At 71.2% G+C, this 15,354-nt stretch carries 14 protein-coding genes; 4 read left to right on the top strand and 10 right to left on the bottom strand.

Features of this window, described 5'->3' with window-relative positions; genetic code table 11:
* The first annotated feature begins 27 nt into the window (after nucleotides 1-27).
* Together STRCI_RS35815 and STRCI_RS35810 are read left to right on the top strand one after the other, a co-directional pair.
* Nucleotides 28-1,272 (top strand): choice-of-anchor Q domain-containing protein, encoded by a 1,245-nt coding sequence (locus STRCI_RS35815; RefSeq protein ID WP_269663138.1) that lies wholly within the window; start codon nucleotides 28-30, stop codon nucleotides 1,270-1,272.
* A 38-nt stretch (nucleotides 1,273-1,310) separates the two neighbouring features.
* Complete coding sequence (locus STRCI_RS35810) at nucleotides 1,311-2,975, top strand: carboxylesterase/lipase family protein (protein ID WP_269663137.1); 1,665 nt, start codon at nucleotides 1,311-1,313, stop codon at nucleotides 2,973-2,975.
* On the opposite strand, the gene STRCI_RS35805 is transcribed toward STRCI_RS35810, so the two are convergent.
* The 4 genes from STRCI_RS35805 to STRCI_RS35790 form a co-directional block, all read right to left on the bottom strand.
* Nucleotides 2,956-3,579 (bottom strand): TetR/AcrR family transcriptional regulator, encoded by a 624-nt coding sequence (locus STRCI_RS35805; RefSeq protein WP_269663136.1) that lies wholly within the window; start codon nucleotides 3,577-3,579, stop codon nucleotides 2,956-2,958. The two genes, STRCI_RS35810 and STRCI_RS35805, sit on opposite strands and share 20 nt — an antisense overlap.
* 148 nt (nucleotides 3,580-3,727) lie before the next feature.
* Nucleotides 3,728-4,267, bottom strand: a complete 540-nt coding sequence (locus tag STRCI_RS35800) for a hypothetical protein (protein ID WP_269663135.1) — start codon at nucleotides 4,265-4,267, stop codon at nucleotides 3,728-3,730.
* Between the two features lie 62 nt (nucleotides 4,268-4,329).
* Nucleotides 4,330-5,217, bottom strand: a complete 888-nt coding sequence (locus tag STRCI_RS35795) for a hypothetical protein (RefSeq protein ID WP_269663134.1) — start codon at nucleotides 5,215-5,217, stop codon at nucleotides 4,330-4,332.
* Nucleotides 5,218-5,642: 425 nt separating this feature from the next.
* Nucleotides 5,643-6,311 carry a TetR/AcrR family transcriptional regulator gene (locus STRCI_RS35790; RefSeq protein ID WP_269663133.1) on the bottom strand — a complete coding sequence of 223 codons (669 nt, stop codon included), beginning with the start codon at nucleotides 6,309-6,311 and terminating at the stop codon, nucleotides 5,643-5,645.
* A gap of 135 nt (nucleotides 6,312-6,446) precedes the next feature.
* Here STRCI_RS35790 and STRCI_RS35785 point away from each other — a divergent pair, with 135 nt between their 5' ends.
* A complete protein-coding gene (locus STRCI_RS35785; RefSeq protein ID WP_269663132.1) occupies nucleotides 6,447-9,245 on the top strand; it encodes a helix-turn-helix transcriptional regulator in 2,799 nt (932 codons plus the stop codon).
* 79 nt (nucleotides 9,246-9,324) lie between these two features.
* Here STRCI_RS35785 and STRCI_RS35780 read toward each other — a convergent pair whose 3' ends face one another.
* Nucleotides 9,325-9,726: a hypothetical protein gene (locus STRCI_RS35780; RefSeq protein WP_269663131.1), complete on the bottom strand. Its 402-nt coding sequence runs from the start codon at nucleotides 9,724-9,726 to the stop codon at nucleotides 9,325-9,327.
* A 184-nt stretch (nucleotides 9,727-9,910) separates the two neighbouring features.
* Here STRCI_RS35780 and STRCI_RS35775 point away from each other — a divergent pair, with 184 nt between their 5' ends.
* Nucleotides 9,911-11,155: a cytochrome P450 family protein gene (locus STRCI_RS35775; protein ID WP_269663130.1), complete on the top strand. Its 1,245-nt coding sequence runs from the start codon at nucleotides 9,911-9,913 to the stop codon at nucleotides 11,153-11,155.
* Here STRCI_RS35775 and STRCI_RS35770 read toward each other — a convergent pair whose 3' ends face one another.
* Genes STRCI_RS35770 through STRCI_RS35750 form a run of 5 tightly spaced genes read right to left on the bottom strand, consistent with a single transcriptional unit; the run spans nucleotide 11,156 to nucleotide 15,155 of the window.
* Nucleotides 11,156-12,517, bottom strand: a complete 1,362-nt coding sequence (locus STRCI_RS35770; protein ID WP_269663129.1) for a cytochrome P450 — start codon at nucleotides 12,515-12,517, stop codon at nucleotides 11,156-11,158.
* Complete coding sequence (locus tag STRCI_RS35765; RefSeq protein ID WP_269663128.1) at nucleotides 12,514-13,116, bottom strand: GTP-binding protein; 603 nt, start codon at nucleotides 13,114-13,116, stop codon at nucleotides 12,514-12,516. Before STRCI_RS35765 ends, STRCI_RS35770 begins: the two co-directional genes overlap by 4 nt.
* Nucleotides 13,094-13,453 carry a DUF742 domain-containing protein gene (locus STRCI_RS35760; RefSeq protein ID WP_269663127.1) on the bottom strand — a complete coding sequence of 120 codons (360 nt, stop codon included), beginning with the start codon at nucleotides 13,451-13,453 and terminating at the stop codon, nucleotides 13,094-13,096. Before STRCI_RS35760 ends, STRCI_RS35765 begins: the two co-directional genes overlap by 23 nt.
* On the bottom strand, nucleotides 13,450-13,863 hold the full coding sequence (locus tag STRCI_RS35755; RefSeq protein ID WP_269663126.1) for a roadblock/LC7 domain-containing protein: 414 nt from the start codon (nucleotides 13,861-13,863) through the stop codon (nucleotides 13,450-13,452). Before STRCI_RS35755 ends, STRCI_RS35760 begins: the two co-directional genes overlap by 4 nt.
* Nucleotides 13,860-15,155, bottom strand: a complete 1,296-nt coding sequence (locus tag STRCI_RS35750; RefSeq protein WP_269663125.1) for an ATP-binding protein — start codon at nucleotides 15,153-15,155, stop codon at nucleotides 13,860-13,862. Before STRCI_RS35750 ends, STRCI_RS35755 begins: the two co-directional genes overlap by 4 nt.
* Between the last annotated feature and the right edge of the window lie 199 nt (nucleotides 15,156-15,354).

Genomic DNA, 15,354 nt, shown 5'->3' with positions numbered 1-15,354 from the left:
GAATCCTCGCCGAGAGGAGTGCATTTCATGAGGGTCCGAGTCACCACGGCGGTGCTGACCGCCATCGCCATCGCCGCGGGAGTGCACCTCGCCCCCGCATCCGCATCCGCATCCGAATCCGCCGCCGAACCGGCGGAGTTCACCGTGGACACCACCGCCGACGCGGTCGACGCCGACCCGTCGGACGGCCGGTGCCGCACCGCGTCCGGCGCGTGCAGTCTGCGCGCCGCGGTGATGGCCGCCAACTCCCTGCCGGGCAGCACGATCACGCTGCCGCCCGGCCACTACCGGCTGACGATCCCGCCCGACCCCGAGCTGATCGTCGGCGACAATCCCGACCCCACCACAGGGGACTTGAACGTCGACGCCCCCACCACCATCACCGGATCGGGCGCGCGCACCACCGTCATCGACGCCAACCTCCTGGACCGGGTCTTCCGCCTGCGGGCGGACACCCGGATGTCCGACGTGACGATCACCGGGGGCAGGGCCGTACAGCGTGAACTGCCCTTCACCGACACCGGTGGCGGCGGCATCGCCAACGCACACCGTCTGACCCTGCGCCGGGTCGCCGTCACCGGGAACTCCGCCGGGTACGGCGGCGGCATCTTCAACGTCCCGGACTCCCACCTGGATCTCGTCGACAGCACGGTCAGCCGGAACGCCGCGGGCGAGGCCGGAGGCATCAGATTCGACGACACCGGGACCGTCACGAACTCGACGATCACCGACAACCGGGTGACGGACCCCGGCGACCGTCCCGGCAGCCTCGGCGGCTACGGCGGAGGCATCGACATCCGCGGCAGGGGAACCGTGGAGATCCTCAACTCGACCATCGCCCGGAACAGTTCCAGCGACGGCGGGGGCGGAATCAACATCGCCCCGGCCTACCTCGACAGCCTGCCCGCGCCCCTCCCCGACCTCATCGACCTGCCCCTGGGCCGCATGACTTTGCGCAACTCCGTCATCGCGGGCAACACGGTCGACGGCGCCGCCGCCAACTGCAAGCGGGCCTTCGCCACCATCGACTCGCTGGGCCACAACATCGACACCGACGGAAGCTGTCGCCTCACCGCCGCGGGCGATCTGCCCAGCCGCGACCCGCTGCTCGGGCCGCTCGCGGACAACGGCGGCCCGACCGACACCTCGGCGCTCCTGCCGGGCAGCCCCGCCCTGGACGCGGCCGCCGACTGCCCCGCCACCGATCAGCGCGGCATCACCCGCCCCCAGGGCGCCGCCTGCGACATCGGCGCCTACGAGCACAGGCCATGACCCCGCACCGCCATCAACGCCGATGAGGATGCGATGAGATGAGCTCACCGAGAACCCGCCACCCCCTTGCCTGGGCCGTGGCCGCTGTCACGGCCCTGCTGTTGTCCCTCACCACTCCCCCGGCCACGGCCGCCGCCGACGCCGGCCACGACTCCCTGGTCGTGCGCACCGACCGCGGCTCGGTGCGCGGGGCGGCCGGCCGCGACGGCGGACGGGTCTTCCAGGGGATACCGTTCGCGGCCCCGCCCACCGGCGAGCTGCGCTGGCGTCCACCGCGCCCCGCCGCGCGCTGGCACGGCGTACGGGACACCATCGCACCCGCACATCCCTGTCCCCAACTGCCTTTGACACTGCTCCCCGACGGCGGCCCCGTCCTGCCCGGCGAGTCCAACCGCACGGGCAGCACCACGGAGGACTGCCTGTACCTCAATGTGTGGACCCCCGACAAGGTGCGACCCACCGGCCGCCCCCTGCCGGTGCTGGTCTGGCTGCACGGCGGCGGCAACGCCTACGGCGCGGGCAGCGACTACGACGGCTCGGCGCTCGCCGCGAAGGGCCTGGTCGTGGTTACCGTCAACTACCGCCTCGGAGCACTGGGGTTCCTCGCCCACCCGGCCCTGTCGGCGGAGAGCGCGGACCACGCGTCCGGCGACTACGGCCTGATGGACCAGCAGGCCGCGCTGCGCTGGGTGCGGCACAACATCGGCGCCTTCGGCGGCGACCGGAACCGGGTGACGCTCGGCGGCCAGTCCGCGGGATCGGCGGACACCTGCGCCCATCTCGCCTCACCGACCGCGAAAGGCCTGTTCCACCGGGCGATCCAGCAGAGCGGAAGCTGCGCCTCGCCCGGCGCCCTCACCCCGCTCACGCTCGACGCGGCCGAGCGCAAGGGCAGCGGCTTCGCGGCGTCCTTGGGCTGCGCCGACCCGACGACCGCGGCGGCCTGTCTGCGCACCGTGCCCGTCTCCGCGCTCATCGGCACCACCGGAACCGGTCCCGCGTCCCTGTGGGGCCCGAACACCGGGCCACGCGTCCTGCCCCGCCCTCCGCGGGCGGCATGGGCCGAGGGACAGGTGAACGCGGTACCGACGCTGAGCGGCAACACCCATGACGAGTACCGCTACTTCACCGCGCTGTACGTGGATCTGCTGGGCGCCGGCCCCCTGACCCCGTCGTCGTACGAGGCCCTGATCCGGCTCCAGTACGGCGAGCAGGCGGCCGCGGTCCTCGACGCGTACCCGGCCTCGGCGCACCCGACCGCCAACCTGGCGTACTCCGCCGTCGGCACCGACCAGCGGTTCGCCTGCCCGGCACGCTCCGACAGCCGGCTGTACAGCACGCGGGCACCCGTCTACGCCTACGAGTTCAGCGACTCCCAGGCACCCCCGTTCATCCCGGCCCCGCACACGCCACAAGGCGCCTTCCACGCCTCCGAACTGGCCTACCTCTTCCCCATGGACGCGGACGCGGTACGGCCCCTGACACCGGCCCAGCACCGGCTGTCCGCGACGATGACCGCCTACTGGGCCCGGTTCGCCGCGACCGGCAACCCCAACGGGCTCGGAACGCCCTCCTGGCCGCGCTACACGCGGGACGGAGACCGCATCCAGGAACTGGCACCCGGCCGGGTCGCCCCCACCACCGGGTTCGCAGCCGACCACCAGTGCACGTTCTGGCAACCACTCACCCAGGCGCACCCCTGACCGCCACCCCGTGATGTGCCGCCAGCGCCCGCAACGCCACCCGCAACGCGCCGGTCTCCAAGGCGGCACCCGCATCGAACCAGCGGGCCACGGCCGTACCGCTCGCCATCCTCAGCGTGAAACGCGCCAGTTCGTCCGCCACCTCGGGGCGATCACGAAGCCCGAAGACACAACTCAGCGCGTCCCGGGCCCATTGCGTCAGCGCGTCCCGGTAGTGCCGCACCTCGGCCACGGCCGCCGCGGTGGCGTCCTGCTGCACCATCCCCAGCCCCAACAGCAGCCGCACACTGGGCTGATGGCGCTGGAACGCGTCCCCGACCTCGGCGAGAAAGGCCTCCAGCCGCTCGTCGAGGTCGCGGCCCGGCACCTGGGGCGGGGGCAGGGCGGCCAGCAGCGTGGTCCTGGCCCGCTCCAGCACCGCGACGTAGATCCCGTCCTTGCTGCCGAAGTGCCAGTAGAGGGAACTGACCGGCAGGCCGCACGCGGCGGAGATCATCGAGATGGACGTGGCGGCGTAGCCGTGCCGGGCCATCAGTTCCCCGGCGGTGTCGAGTATCGCGTCCCGTGACCGTGCGCCTCGGTCCCGGGCCGGTGCCTCCGTCATGCGGCCGACTCTAGAGGAAGCGCAGGCAGCGCGTCGTGCGGCAAGCTCCACGTGGGCAGCCGTTTCCAGCACTACGGGTACGGCGCGCCCGGCCATGGAAGGGGACGCGACGGCTGACCGGGTCGCGCACCCCTCGGGGTCCGCTCCGTCATGACTGGCTGTTGAGGAATCCGATCGTCAGGGCTCCCCACCAGCCCAGTTGGGAGACGACGGCCGAGATCACTGCACGCCCGAGCAGCCTTCGGGAGGGCCGGGTGCCTGCCTGGTCGACCATGGTGCGGTGGAGAACCTGTGCGTGGACTCCGTTGAGCGCGATCAGGAGGACGAGGACCAGCTTGACCTGTGTGAGGGGTACCCGTGGGTCGGGGTCGAGGGCGGCCCCGCTCAGTACGAGGCCGGCCAGCCCTGCCCACACGGGCACATGCAGCGGGCCGGCGAACTCCAGGACCTGATGCAGGCTCCGTCTTCCCAACAGCCACAGCGTGCCGTAGTAGTCGATGGTCAGCACCGCGCCCAGCCCGATGACCAGCGCCCCCAGATGTGCGAACAGCGCGACCGTGCGTATCCCTGGGCCGGGCTCCAGATGGAGCGCCGCCCACACGCTGCCCGCCCAGGCCAGACAGATGAGCACGTCGGCGCCGATAAGTGTCCAGCCGCGCCGGCCTCTGCCGGACGGACCCGGATTCATATGATCACCTCCGTGGCGAGGCGGTGGAGCGGCCACCCGCGTGCCCCACCGCCCGAGGCGGATCAGTTCTGGGCCACCCAGCCGGCCATGATCCCCATGACGTCGCCGTGCGCGTGACCCGTGCTTTCGTACCGGCTGGTGATTTGCAGAACATCCCCCCGGTGGATCGTGCCGAGGGGGGCACCGCTACAGGGCGGCATGTCCGAGATCTCGGTGTTGCCGTGCAGGTCGATGAACTCGGGGCTGCCGCCTTCCTCCGCCACGATGGTGCACAGCCCCTTGCCGGTGGTGAGGTTCTCGGTTCGCACCGAGCGACCGCCATGATGGAGATGGCCGCGCATGTGCACCAGCGTCCCGGAGATCGAGGATCGCCACCGTCGGGTCTTTTCACTGACGCCCTGCGGAACGTCGTACGCGCTGCCGAGGCATCCGCCCGCGTCCATCCAGATCGGTGTCACCGGTTCGAGCCGCGAACCAGCGGCGGGTTCGTGCGTGTAGGTGACGGAGATGTATACCGTCTTCTTCTCCGGGGCGTGGTTCATCAGGTCGTAAAGCATGTTCCACCGCTCGCCTCTGCCGACCCTGATGCCGTATCCGGAGGGCAGGACGCTCTCCACCCGCTCGTTACCGGAGGCGAATATGCGCTGCGGACCGCTGCATACGACATCGTTCTTCCAGTGGTTTCCCATCACGACGTGATGCAGCATCGGGCCGGTGTTGACATTGGCGTTCGCCCCGTTCTCGTAGACCAGGTTGGGCTTGAATCCGGTGATGTAGCAGTCGTCACACGGCTTCTGGACGTTGAACGAGAGTCGGTTGCCCGTCTCGCCGTGGTCGTGCCCGGACGCGGCCGCGATGGTGACCGGGCCGTACCGTACGGTCGTGACCTGCGGACCACGGTTCTGCCGTGTTGTGTCGGGGGCAGTGGCAGCGGAGGCGGCCAGGGGCATGGAGTTGAGCGTCAGCGTCGCGGCGACGATGGTGGCACTCGCCGCGAATTTTCGGTGCAGCACGTTTTCCCTCCCTTGTCGGAAAGAGGTCTCTCCGAATCAGCCGGTGCTCAGGGGAATTGAACGTCGACCGGCGCCGGAACGTGGTGCTCTCCCCCGGGCAGGAACCCGGACAGGAACGGCTTGACGGTCGATGAATCAAGAGCGGACAGCGCTTATCGAGGGGGTCTCCCTCACCGATAATTGCCTCGCTTGACTGCCCGTAGAGTGACGTGCGGCCTTTCCGCTGTCAACCGATCCATTCCCGCGCTGAAAACGCGGAGATTCCTGCTGAGTTGCTGACCAGCCCGTACGCGGCATGCCGGCTCCTCGGGCCGGCGCAACACCGGCGACTTCACCGATTCGCGGTCGTGTAGGCTCGTGGTTCAGCCGCTGGTCTGCCGCGAAGGCCCCCCGGCCGGCCTCCGGCCGCCGGTCACGGTGCGGCCGGTGACCTGAGCCAGCCCGGTGAAGAGCCTGTGCACCAGTGCAGTCCACGCCTTGCGGTCCGGGCCCTCGAAGTCCACGGCGGTGAGTACGTCCACCCCGAGGGACACGCACAGCACCAGGCGTGCGCAGGCCGCCGCGTCGACCTCGGGGGCCAGTGAGCCGTCCCGTTGGGCGAATTCGACCAGTTCCGTCAATCTGGCCTCCGCCCTACGCAAGGCCGAGTGGACCCTTCGGGCGACCTCGTCGTCCCGGCGCGCGGCGGAGAGCGCCTCACTCACCAAAGGCGCCCACGTTCGCCTGCGCGGGTCGGAGAGGTCGGTGGTGACCATCTTCAGCAGGTCGGTGGAGGCCGCCCCCCGGTCGAGCTCCTCCACCAGCTTGCGCGCGGCCGCTGCCAGACCGCGGTCGACCGCCTCGGCGAGAAGGTCGGCCTTGTTCCTGAAGTTGCCGTAGATCGCACCGGTGGACAGTCCGGCGCGACGGGCGATGTCCTGCACCCGCGCCCGGTCGTAACCCTTCTCACCGAACTCGAGAACGGCCGCCTCGATGAGCCGGTCACGGATCAGGGCACCGGGCTGCCTTGCCAGGGAATCAGGCTCTACCACGGCCCAAGCCTAACCGTGCGGGCAGAATCCAAAGGGCTCTCACAGAACGGCACTTGGGCTGACACCGACCCTTGCGCTCCCCGTCGAGAATAGTCATTATTCTCGACCTGAGGCGTCGAGCCGGGAGCGTGCGTCATGACGTACGGAACCGAGCAACCCCCCATCATCGGCAGACAGGCCGAGTGCCAGCGGCTCGCGGCGGCGGTGGGCGCCTGCCGCGGAGGCTGCGGCGGCGCCGTGCTTCTGACCGGTGGCCATGGCATCGGCAAGACCACGCTGCTGCGCTACGCGTCCCAACTGGCCCATGGCTTCCGCATGGTCAGGGCCGACGGGGTACCGGCGGAGCAGAACCTGGCGTACGGAGCGGTGCAGCGGCTGGTCAAGCCGCTGGCTCTCGACATCCCCCAACTGCCGTCCCAGTCCCGTGAGGTGCTGGAGCGGCTGCTGCTCGGGCACGTCTCGTCGCCCGGAGAGCGAACCCTCATCGGCGTCGCCGTGCTGGCGCTCCTGGCGCAGGCGAGCGGCCACACTCCGGTGCTGGTCGTCGTGGACGATCTGCACCGGGTCGACGCCGAGTCCCGGTACTCCATCGGCTTCGTGGCCCGCAGGCTCAGCTCCGAGAAGGCCCTGATACTGGCCGCGACGGAAAGCCACACGTGCGCCGCCGGGTCAGGAGTGCCGCTACTCCGCCTCGCGAGGCTGAGCGACCAGGACTGCCTGACGCTCATCGCACGGAACCGGTGCTCTCCAGTGGCGCTCACGGTTCGCGAGGTACTCCTCCATGAAGCCGACGGCAATCCCCTGGTTCTGCTGGAGTTGCTGCGGACGCTCACCCCCGCAGAGCTGAGCCGGCTGCCGCGGCTGCCCGACCCCTTGCCCCTCCCACCTCGCCCGGCGCGCCTCTGGCTCACCGAGTTCCGTCGGCTTCCCGAGGACTGCCGGAAGCTGGTGTTACTGCTGGCCGCGGAACCGGGTCTGGACCCCCTGACCCTCCTCCGCGTCGCCCGACGGACGAGCATCGACCCGTCAGCCCTGAAACCGGCCGAGGCCGCGGGCCTGCTCACCGTCTCCAGGACCGCGATCTCATTCCGGCACGACTACCTCGGCCGGGCCATCCACCAGGGATCGGATCTCGCCGAACTGCACTGGGCACACGGCGAATTGGCGCGTGCCTTCACCGACACGCACGACGATCGTCGTTACTGGCACGAGGCGGCACTGCGGTCGGAGACAGACGCCGACCTGGCCGACGAGCTGGAGCAACAGGCCACCCACGCACGTCAGTACGGCAGCCCGGCCCACGCGGCGGCGCTCATGGAACGCTCGGCCCAGCTGAGCCGCGAGGACCACCGGCGGGGACGCCGCCTGGTCACCGCGGCCGACTACTGCCATCGCGCCGGGCAGCCCAGGCGGGCGGCCCGGCTGCTGGATCGGGCGGAGACGCTGACCGGCGGGGACCAGCCGGCGTTGCGGGGACGCATCGCCTACTTGAAGGGCGTGATCTCCGTGCAACACACCGCCGCTCCGGATGCCTGCGCCGAACTGTTGACCGCCGCCGACCTGCTGGCCGGCGACGACCCGTCACAGGCCGTCAAGGCTCTGGTGGCAGCAGGGGAAGCGGGCCTGCACGCGGGCAACGCAGCCCTGTGCGCGCAGGCCGGCCGCCGCGCGCAGGCGCTGCTCAGCGGCTCGGCGAGGCGGGAGACAGAACCGGCGAGCCGATGGGCCGTCGATGTTCTGCTGGCGGTCGCCGATACGCTGCGAGGACGGCCGGCGACAGCGGTGCCCCGGCTGCGCGAACATCTCGACACGGCGCCGCAGACGGAAGATCCTCTGCTGCTCGCATGGGCATCGCACGGTGCGCTGTTCATCGCCGACGACGCCCGCGCGCGTGCACTCGCCGGCCGCGCGGTGGCGCTGGCGCGCACGGCAGGTGACACACCGGCGATGGTGCACGCGATGCAGTACCTGTCGTATCCGGAATGCTGGCTGAGCGGGCCGGGCACCGCGACGCTCACCGCCACCGAGGCGCTGCGGCTCGCCCGCGAGACGGGCCAGCTCACCTGTGTCCGCAATCTGATGGGGATCCTGATGCTCGCTGCCGGCGTCACCGGAGACACGGGGACGTGCGGGCAATACGCGGACCGCGTCGTCGGCGAAGGACAGGCGCACGGGCTGGGCCTGGCATCCTCCCTCGGCCTGTGGGGCTTGGCGCACCTCGATCTCGCCTCCGGAAACTGGGCCGAGGCGGCTGCCAAGCTTCGCCGACTGGTCCGTACGAGGCTCGGGCATCCCGGTGTCGCGATCGAGGCCGTGCCCAGCTACGTGGAGGCCGCCGTCCGAGCCGGGGACCCGCAGCGGGCCCAGCGCGCCGCGGCTGCTTTCGCCCCCTGGGCGGAGGCGATCGGCCGGGGGTGGCCCATCGCGTTGGCGGCCCGGTGCCGCGCCCTGCTGGGAACCGGCGACATGGAGCACGATTTCCGGCGCGCTCTTCGTCTGCATCCGGTCGGCGACCGCGAACTGGAACTGGCCCGCACATGCCTGCTCTACGGCGAGTACCTCAACCGCGAGCGCCGACGCGCGGATGCCCGCGCCCAGCTCCGGGAGGCGGCCGACATCTTCCGCAGACACCAAGCGCGGCTGTGGCTCGACCGGGCACGGGCCGAACTGCGTGCGACCGGGGACGACTGGAACTCCGCGGAGGATGAGGTCCCCGCTCCTGACGCCCGTTGCGCAGCTGCCCTGACCTCCCGCCAGCACCAGATCGTCCGGTTGGTCGCCCAAGGGGCGACCAACAAGGAGGTGGCGGCCCGGCTGTATCTGAGCCCACGCACCGTCGACTATCACCTGCGTCGCGTCTTCGAGCGCCTGGGTATCACTTCACGTGCCGACCTGATCCGCCGCTGCGGCGCCGGCAGCGCTTCCCACCCGTGATCACCGGGTCGGCGGTGCGACGCCATGACATGCCGCGGGTCCCGCCCCGGCCGGGCTCAGGATCGGCCGGGGCGGGTGTTCAGAGGGTGGGGGACGTCTCGCGGAGGAGGACGGTCGCACCGAGGGCGGAGTGCAGGCGGAAGGTGTTCGTCCACTCGTGGTCACGCGTCGGAGGGATCTGCCAGCACAGCCCGGGGCACGTGACGCGGTGGAGCGGAGGGATCGCCACATGGCAGCCCCGGCCCAGGACGCGCGCCTGCGGGACGTGCCAACCGGCGGCGGAGCCAGGTGGGATCAGCCAGTACAGGCGCTCGCCGAAGCCGTCCCTGATCACGGCTCCGGTCTCGTCGCCGAGGTGACGGAGGACGTCGATGCCGAGGTCGAGCGGTACGCGTACCGCATCCCACCAGCTCCCCGCGCCCACGGTCCGCACCTCGACGCTGCCCGGTTGCATCCACCACGAGGTTCTGCCGACTGCCATCGTCCTCACCGGCCTCCCGATCCGACACCCCGAACCGTAGAGCGGGAGCGAACCGCCGACTTGCGGCCGGGCGCAGAGAAGTTGTCCCCGTGCGCAGGGCGTGCCGGGGCACTCTCGCCCGGGCACGCTACGTCCAAGTAGCTTTACCGGTCGTATTGTTGTGCGAGCGCCTGGGAGGCCGCCCATGGGACACCCCCGCCCCTTAGTGATCGACCCGACCGGTCGGGACATCCACGGCGAGGCCACCCGGATCCGCGAGCGCGGACCGGTGACCCTCGTGGAACTGCCCGGCGGCGTCCGGGCCTGGGCCGTCAGCAGCCCCGACCTCCTCAAGCGCCTGCTCACCGACCCACGCGTGTCCAAGGACCCACGCCGGCACTGGCCCCAGTGGATCAACGGTGAGATCTCCCCGGAATGGCCGCTGTTCACCTGGGTCGCGGTGCAGAACATGTTCACCGCCTACGGGGGCGAGCACAAACGGCTGCGCGCCCTGGTCTCCAAGGCGTTCACCGCACGGCGCACGGCGGCGCTCCGGCCGCGGATCGAGGAGATCACCGCGGCCCTGCTGGAGCGGATCGAGGAGGCCGGACGGCACGGCAGCCAAGTCGTCGATCTGCGCGAGGAGTTCTGCTATCCGCTGCCGATCGCGGTGATCAGCGAGCTCTTCGGACTGCCCGAGGAGCAGGGTGCGGAACTGAGGGCCGTCGTGGACGGCGTGTTCCACACCTCCGCCACCCCGGAGGAGGTCACCGACAACTACGCGCGGCTGTATGCGGCGCTCGGCGAACTCGTCGCCCTGAAGCGGAAATCGCCCGGCGACGACCTGACCTCCGCGCTCATCGAGGCCCGTGACGAAGGCGACGCGCGGCTGAGCGAGCAGGAGTTGCTCGACACCTTGGTGCTCATGGTGAGCGCCGGCCACGAGACCACGGTCAACCTGATCGACAACGCCATCCACCTCCTGCTGACCCACCCGGAGCAACTCGCCCACGTCCGCTCCGGCCGGGTCACCTGGGAGGACGTGGTCGAGGAGGCACTGCGCGTGGAAGCACCCGTCGCCAGTCTGCCGCTGCGCTACGCCGTCGAGGACCTGAAGCTCAGCGAGTTCGGCGGCCCGGACGGGGCGGTGATCGGCAAGGGCGAGGCCGTCCTCGCCGCGTACGCGGCCGCCGGACGTCACCCGGGGAAGTACGGCGAGGACGCCGACCGGTTCGACGTCACCCGCGCCGACAAGGAGCACCTCGCCTTCGGCTACGGCGTGCACTTCTGCCTGGGCGCCCCACTGGGCCGACTGGAGGCCCACATCGCGCTCCGGGCGCTCTTCGACCGCTTCCCCGGGCTCCGGCTCACCGCGTCCAAGGACGAGTTGGAGCCGGTCGACTCCTTCATCTCCAACGGCCACCGCACCCTTCCGGTCCAGCTGTCCTGATCACTCGCCACGCCACCACCCCAGCAGCCGGGCGGCCCATCCGCGCCGTGCACGAGTGACCTCGGGCGCCGCGGACGGGCGGGGTGTCGGCGCGGCGCCCTGCACGGGCGACGCCTCGGGGGCGGCAACCGGAGTGACAGCGGTCGGCGGATACGTCACCGGCAGCGCGGCCAGCGCGCGGTGGAAGGGCCCCGGCCGCCACGCCAGGTCCTCCACCGGTACGGCGAGTTCGACGTCGGGAAGCCGGTCGAGCAGCTTCTCCACGGCCACCGCCGCGATCAGCCGGGCCGGACTCTGCGCCGGGCAGTTGTGCGGGCCCGCGCTCCACGCCAAGTGGGCGCGGTTGCCCGCACGCTGATCGGTCGTCAGGGCGGGGTCGGTGTTCGCCGCGGCGAGACTGACCACCAGCGGATGGCCCGCCCGCAGCAGCGAGCCTTCGTACACGACGTCATGGACCGGGTAGTGCACGGCGTAGTTGGCCATGGGCGGGTCGGTCCACAGCACCTCGTCCAGGGCCTCCTCCACCGGCAGGCTGCCACCGGAGAGGCTGCCCGCGAACCGGTCGTCGGAGAGCAGCAGCCGCAGGCTGTTGGCGATCAGGTTCTGCTGCGGCTCGGTGCCCGCGCCCATGAGCAGGACGAGGGAGTGCACCATCTCCTCGTCGGTGAGTTCGGCGGAGTGGGCCATCAGCCAGGACGTCACATCCGGGCCAGGCCGCCGTCGCTTCAGCGTGACGAGGTCCAGCAGGGTCGTCGCGAGCAGTTCGTTGGCCTGCTCGGCGTCCACCCCGTCGAAGATCCCGGACATGCCGCGCACCAGCCGCTCCCCGTAGTCGGCCGGGCAGCCGAACAGCCGGTTGAACACCAGCAGGGGAAGCACCTGGGCGTACTCGCCGAGCAGGTCCGCCCGTCCGGCCGGGGCGATACGGTCGATGAGCGTGTCGGCGCTCGCCTCGACGTGGCCGCGCAGGGTGGCGGAGTCGATCCGGGCCAGGCTGTCCGTGATGGCGCCGCGCAGCCTGCGGTGTTCCGTGCCGTCGGCCCACAGCGCGTTCGGCCGGTACATCATCATCGGCACGACCGGGCTGTCCGCGGGAACGGTGCCGTCCGCCAGGTCCTTCCAGCGGCGAGCGTCCTTGGAGAACGTCTCGGTGCCGCGCAGCACGTGCAGGGCGGCGTCGTATCCGACGACGAGCGAGGCCCGCACCCCGGGCGCCAGCTCGACCGGCGCGATCGGGCCGACGTCGCGCAGCCGCCGGTAGACGGCGGCCGGGTCGGCGGCGAACTCGGGCCCGTACAGGGACTCGTGCGCGGGGCAGCCCGGCGGTGGGACGGGCGGGGGTACGGGGGATGCGGTGGTCACGCGTGCTCCAAGGGGCCGGTGCGGGTGAGGAGGTACTCGACGAGGCTGATGAGAGCCCGCGTGGAGGAGACCCGGTCGCGGGCGTCGCAGCGCACGAGGGGGGTCTCGGGCAGCAGGTCGAGGGCTTCGCGCACCTCGTCGAGCTGGTGGTCGGCGGCGCCGGGGAACTGGTTGACGGCGACCGCGTACGGCAGTCCGTGCTCCTCCAGTACGCCCATGACCTCGAACGACTGGCTGAGGCGGCGGGTGTCGGCGAGGACGAGCGCGCCGAGCGCGCCGCGTGTCATGTCCTGCCACAGCCGGGTGAAGCGCTGCTGGCCCGGGGTGCCGAACAGATAGAGCACCAGGCGGTCGTTGAGGGTGAGCCGACCGAAGTCGAGGGCGACCGTGGTGGTCTTCTTGTCCCGCATGCCCGCCAGGTCGTCGACGAGGGCGCCGGCCTCGGTCATGACCTCCTCGGTGCGCAGCGGCCGGATCTCGGAGAGCGTGCCGACGAACGTGGTCTTGCCGACCGCGAAGTGGCCCACGATCAGCAGCTTGACCGCCGTCTGCACACTGGGCTTCAGATAGACGTCGTCAGAGGCGGGCGCGGAGTGCATCGAGCACCTCCTGGAGGATTCGGGCGTCGGCCGGGCGGGCGGCGGGGATCGGCGCGCGGGTGACGATGTGACCGCTGTCCATGAGGTCGGCGATCAGCACCTTGGTCACCCCCACCGGCAGCGACAGGTGTCCGGCCACCTCGGCGACGGACAGGGCACCGGGCCGGCACAGCTCCATGAGCCTGCGCTTTTCCGGGTTGAGTCCGGTCAGCGGCAGATCGTCGGCCGCGATCAGCAGGGTGACCAGGTCCAGGGTGTTGCGGGTGGGGTGGGCGCGGCCGTCCGTGACGACGTACGACCGCACCAGCCGGTCTGTGGGGCGGCGCCGGGGAGTCATTGCGGGCTGCCGGTGTCCTGCCGGGCGGGACTGGTCAGTTCCTTGCCGAGCCGGTCGACGAGCTTGTGCATGCGGTAGGTGACCGCCTCCATGTCGACGTCCTCTCCGGTGGAGACCGCGAGGTAGGCGCCCTCGCCGGCGGCGACCAGGAAGACATAGCCGTGCGCGAACTCGATCAGGGTCTGCCGCCACGGGGTGTTCGGGGTGCCGCAGAACTCGGCCGTGCTGCGGCTGATCGACTGGACCCCGGACAGGCCCGCGGCCAGCCGTTCGGCGTCGTCCCGGTCGATGTCCTTGGAGAAGGCGCGGAGCATGCCGTCGGCGGAGAGCAGGATCGCGTGCCGCGCCCGCGGGACCTTCAGCACCTCGTCCAGCATCCAGCCCAACGTGTTGTCGGTCGGCCCGGTCATTCTTGGCTGTTCCCTTCGTTTTCGTGGAGCGTGTGCCGGGCGGCCCGGCCGGAGCTGGTGCCGCGTGCGAAGGCGCCCATGCGCCGGGCGTTCTCCTCGGCGGAGCGGCCGCCGACCTCGTCGGCCGGGGCGGGCTGCGGCGCGGGTTGCCGTGCGGAGCGGCGACGGCGCTTGGGCAGGCCACCGAGCGTGGTCGCCTCCGCGGGTTCGGGGCGGGGTTCAGGTGTGGGCTCCGGTTCAGCCGCGGGTGCGGGTGCGGGATCGAGGTCGGCCGGAGCACCGACGGGATCCGCGTCCAGGTGGGTGAGCAGCGCGGCCGGCAGGAACACCACGGCGCGTACACCGCCGTACGGGGAGAGCGTGTCCACGGAGACGTTGAACCCGTACCGCTCGGTGAGCGCTCCGATGACGGCGAAGCCGAAGCGGGGCGGGTCGCCGAGCCGGGTGACATCGACCGCGTGGGTGCCGGCGAGCAGCTCGGCGGCGTGCTCGGCGGCCCGCGCGTCCATGCCGACCCCGGCGTCGTCGATCACGACACAGGCGCCGTTGTGCACGGTCTGGACGGTGACCTCGACGTTCGTGCCCGGCTGCGAGTGACGTGCGGCGTTGTCGAGCAGCTCGGCGACCGCGAGCACCACGGGTTCGACAGCCCGGCTGCGCACGGCGATGTCGACCTCGCCGTTGATGCGGATGCGCCGGTAGTCGCGGATGCGGGAGGTGGCGCCGCGGACCGCCTCGATGAGCGCGGAGGTGGCGCGCTGGCGGCCGGGCCAGGAGCCGCACAGTACGGCGATGGCCTGGGCCCGGCGGCCGAACTGGGCGTTGGCGTGGTCGATCTCCAGCAGGTCGCGCAGCACGCCGGGGTTGTCGTGCCGGTCCTGCATCTCGGCGATCGACACCTGTTGCTCGTTGGCCAGGGCCTGGATGGAGCGCATGGACGCCTTCAGGGCGGCTTTGGCCGACTGGTCGGCGCGCGAGCGGGCGTGCTCCACGGCGCCGGCGAACCGTTCCAGTACGCCGTCGAGGCATTTCGCGAACTCCGTGTCGGCGAGCCGGCCGTCCAGCAGACCGACGGCCGGGGCCTGCGGATGGGGCGCGTCCTCCAGGGCGGGGAGCCGGGCCGCGACGAGGTGGCGGAGTTCCTCGTCCCGGGCCCGCAGGCCGTCCTTGAGCTCGGCGTTCCGTGTGCGCTGCCGCGCGCTGATGCCGCGTTCGCGCACGAGCAGCACGGCGACGGCGATCAGGCCCACGGCCAGGCACCAGATCACCGCCTCCGGTATCCGTTCCGTCATCAAGTCCTCACAGCAGGTGGCGGGTCGACGGCGCACGACGGTAGTGGCGTGTTCGCACCCGCACTTGTTCGTGCGCGCAAGGAAGTTCCCGTGGGACGCAAATACGCTCGTGGGACCGGCCCGATCGCGACAGCCCCGCATGTGGCATAGGCCAATGAAGCTGGGACGACTTCCGGAAACCGATTGCCCATCTCTAGGC

The sequence above is a fragment of the Streptomyces cinnabarinus genome, assembly GCF_027270315.1.
Taxonomy (GTDB): Bacteria; Actinomycetota; Actinomycetes; order Streptomycetales; family Streptomycetaceae; genus Streptomyces; species Streptomyces cinnabarinus.
This window is presented reverse-complemented; position numbering and strand designations above follow the sequence as displayed.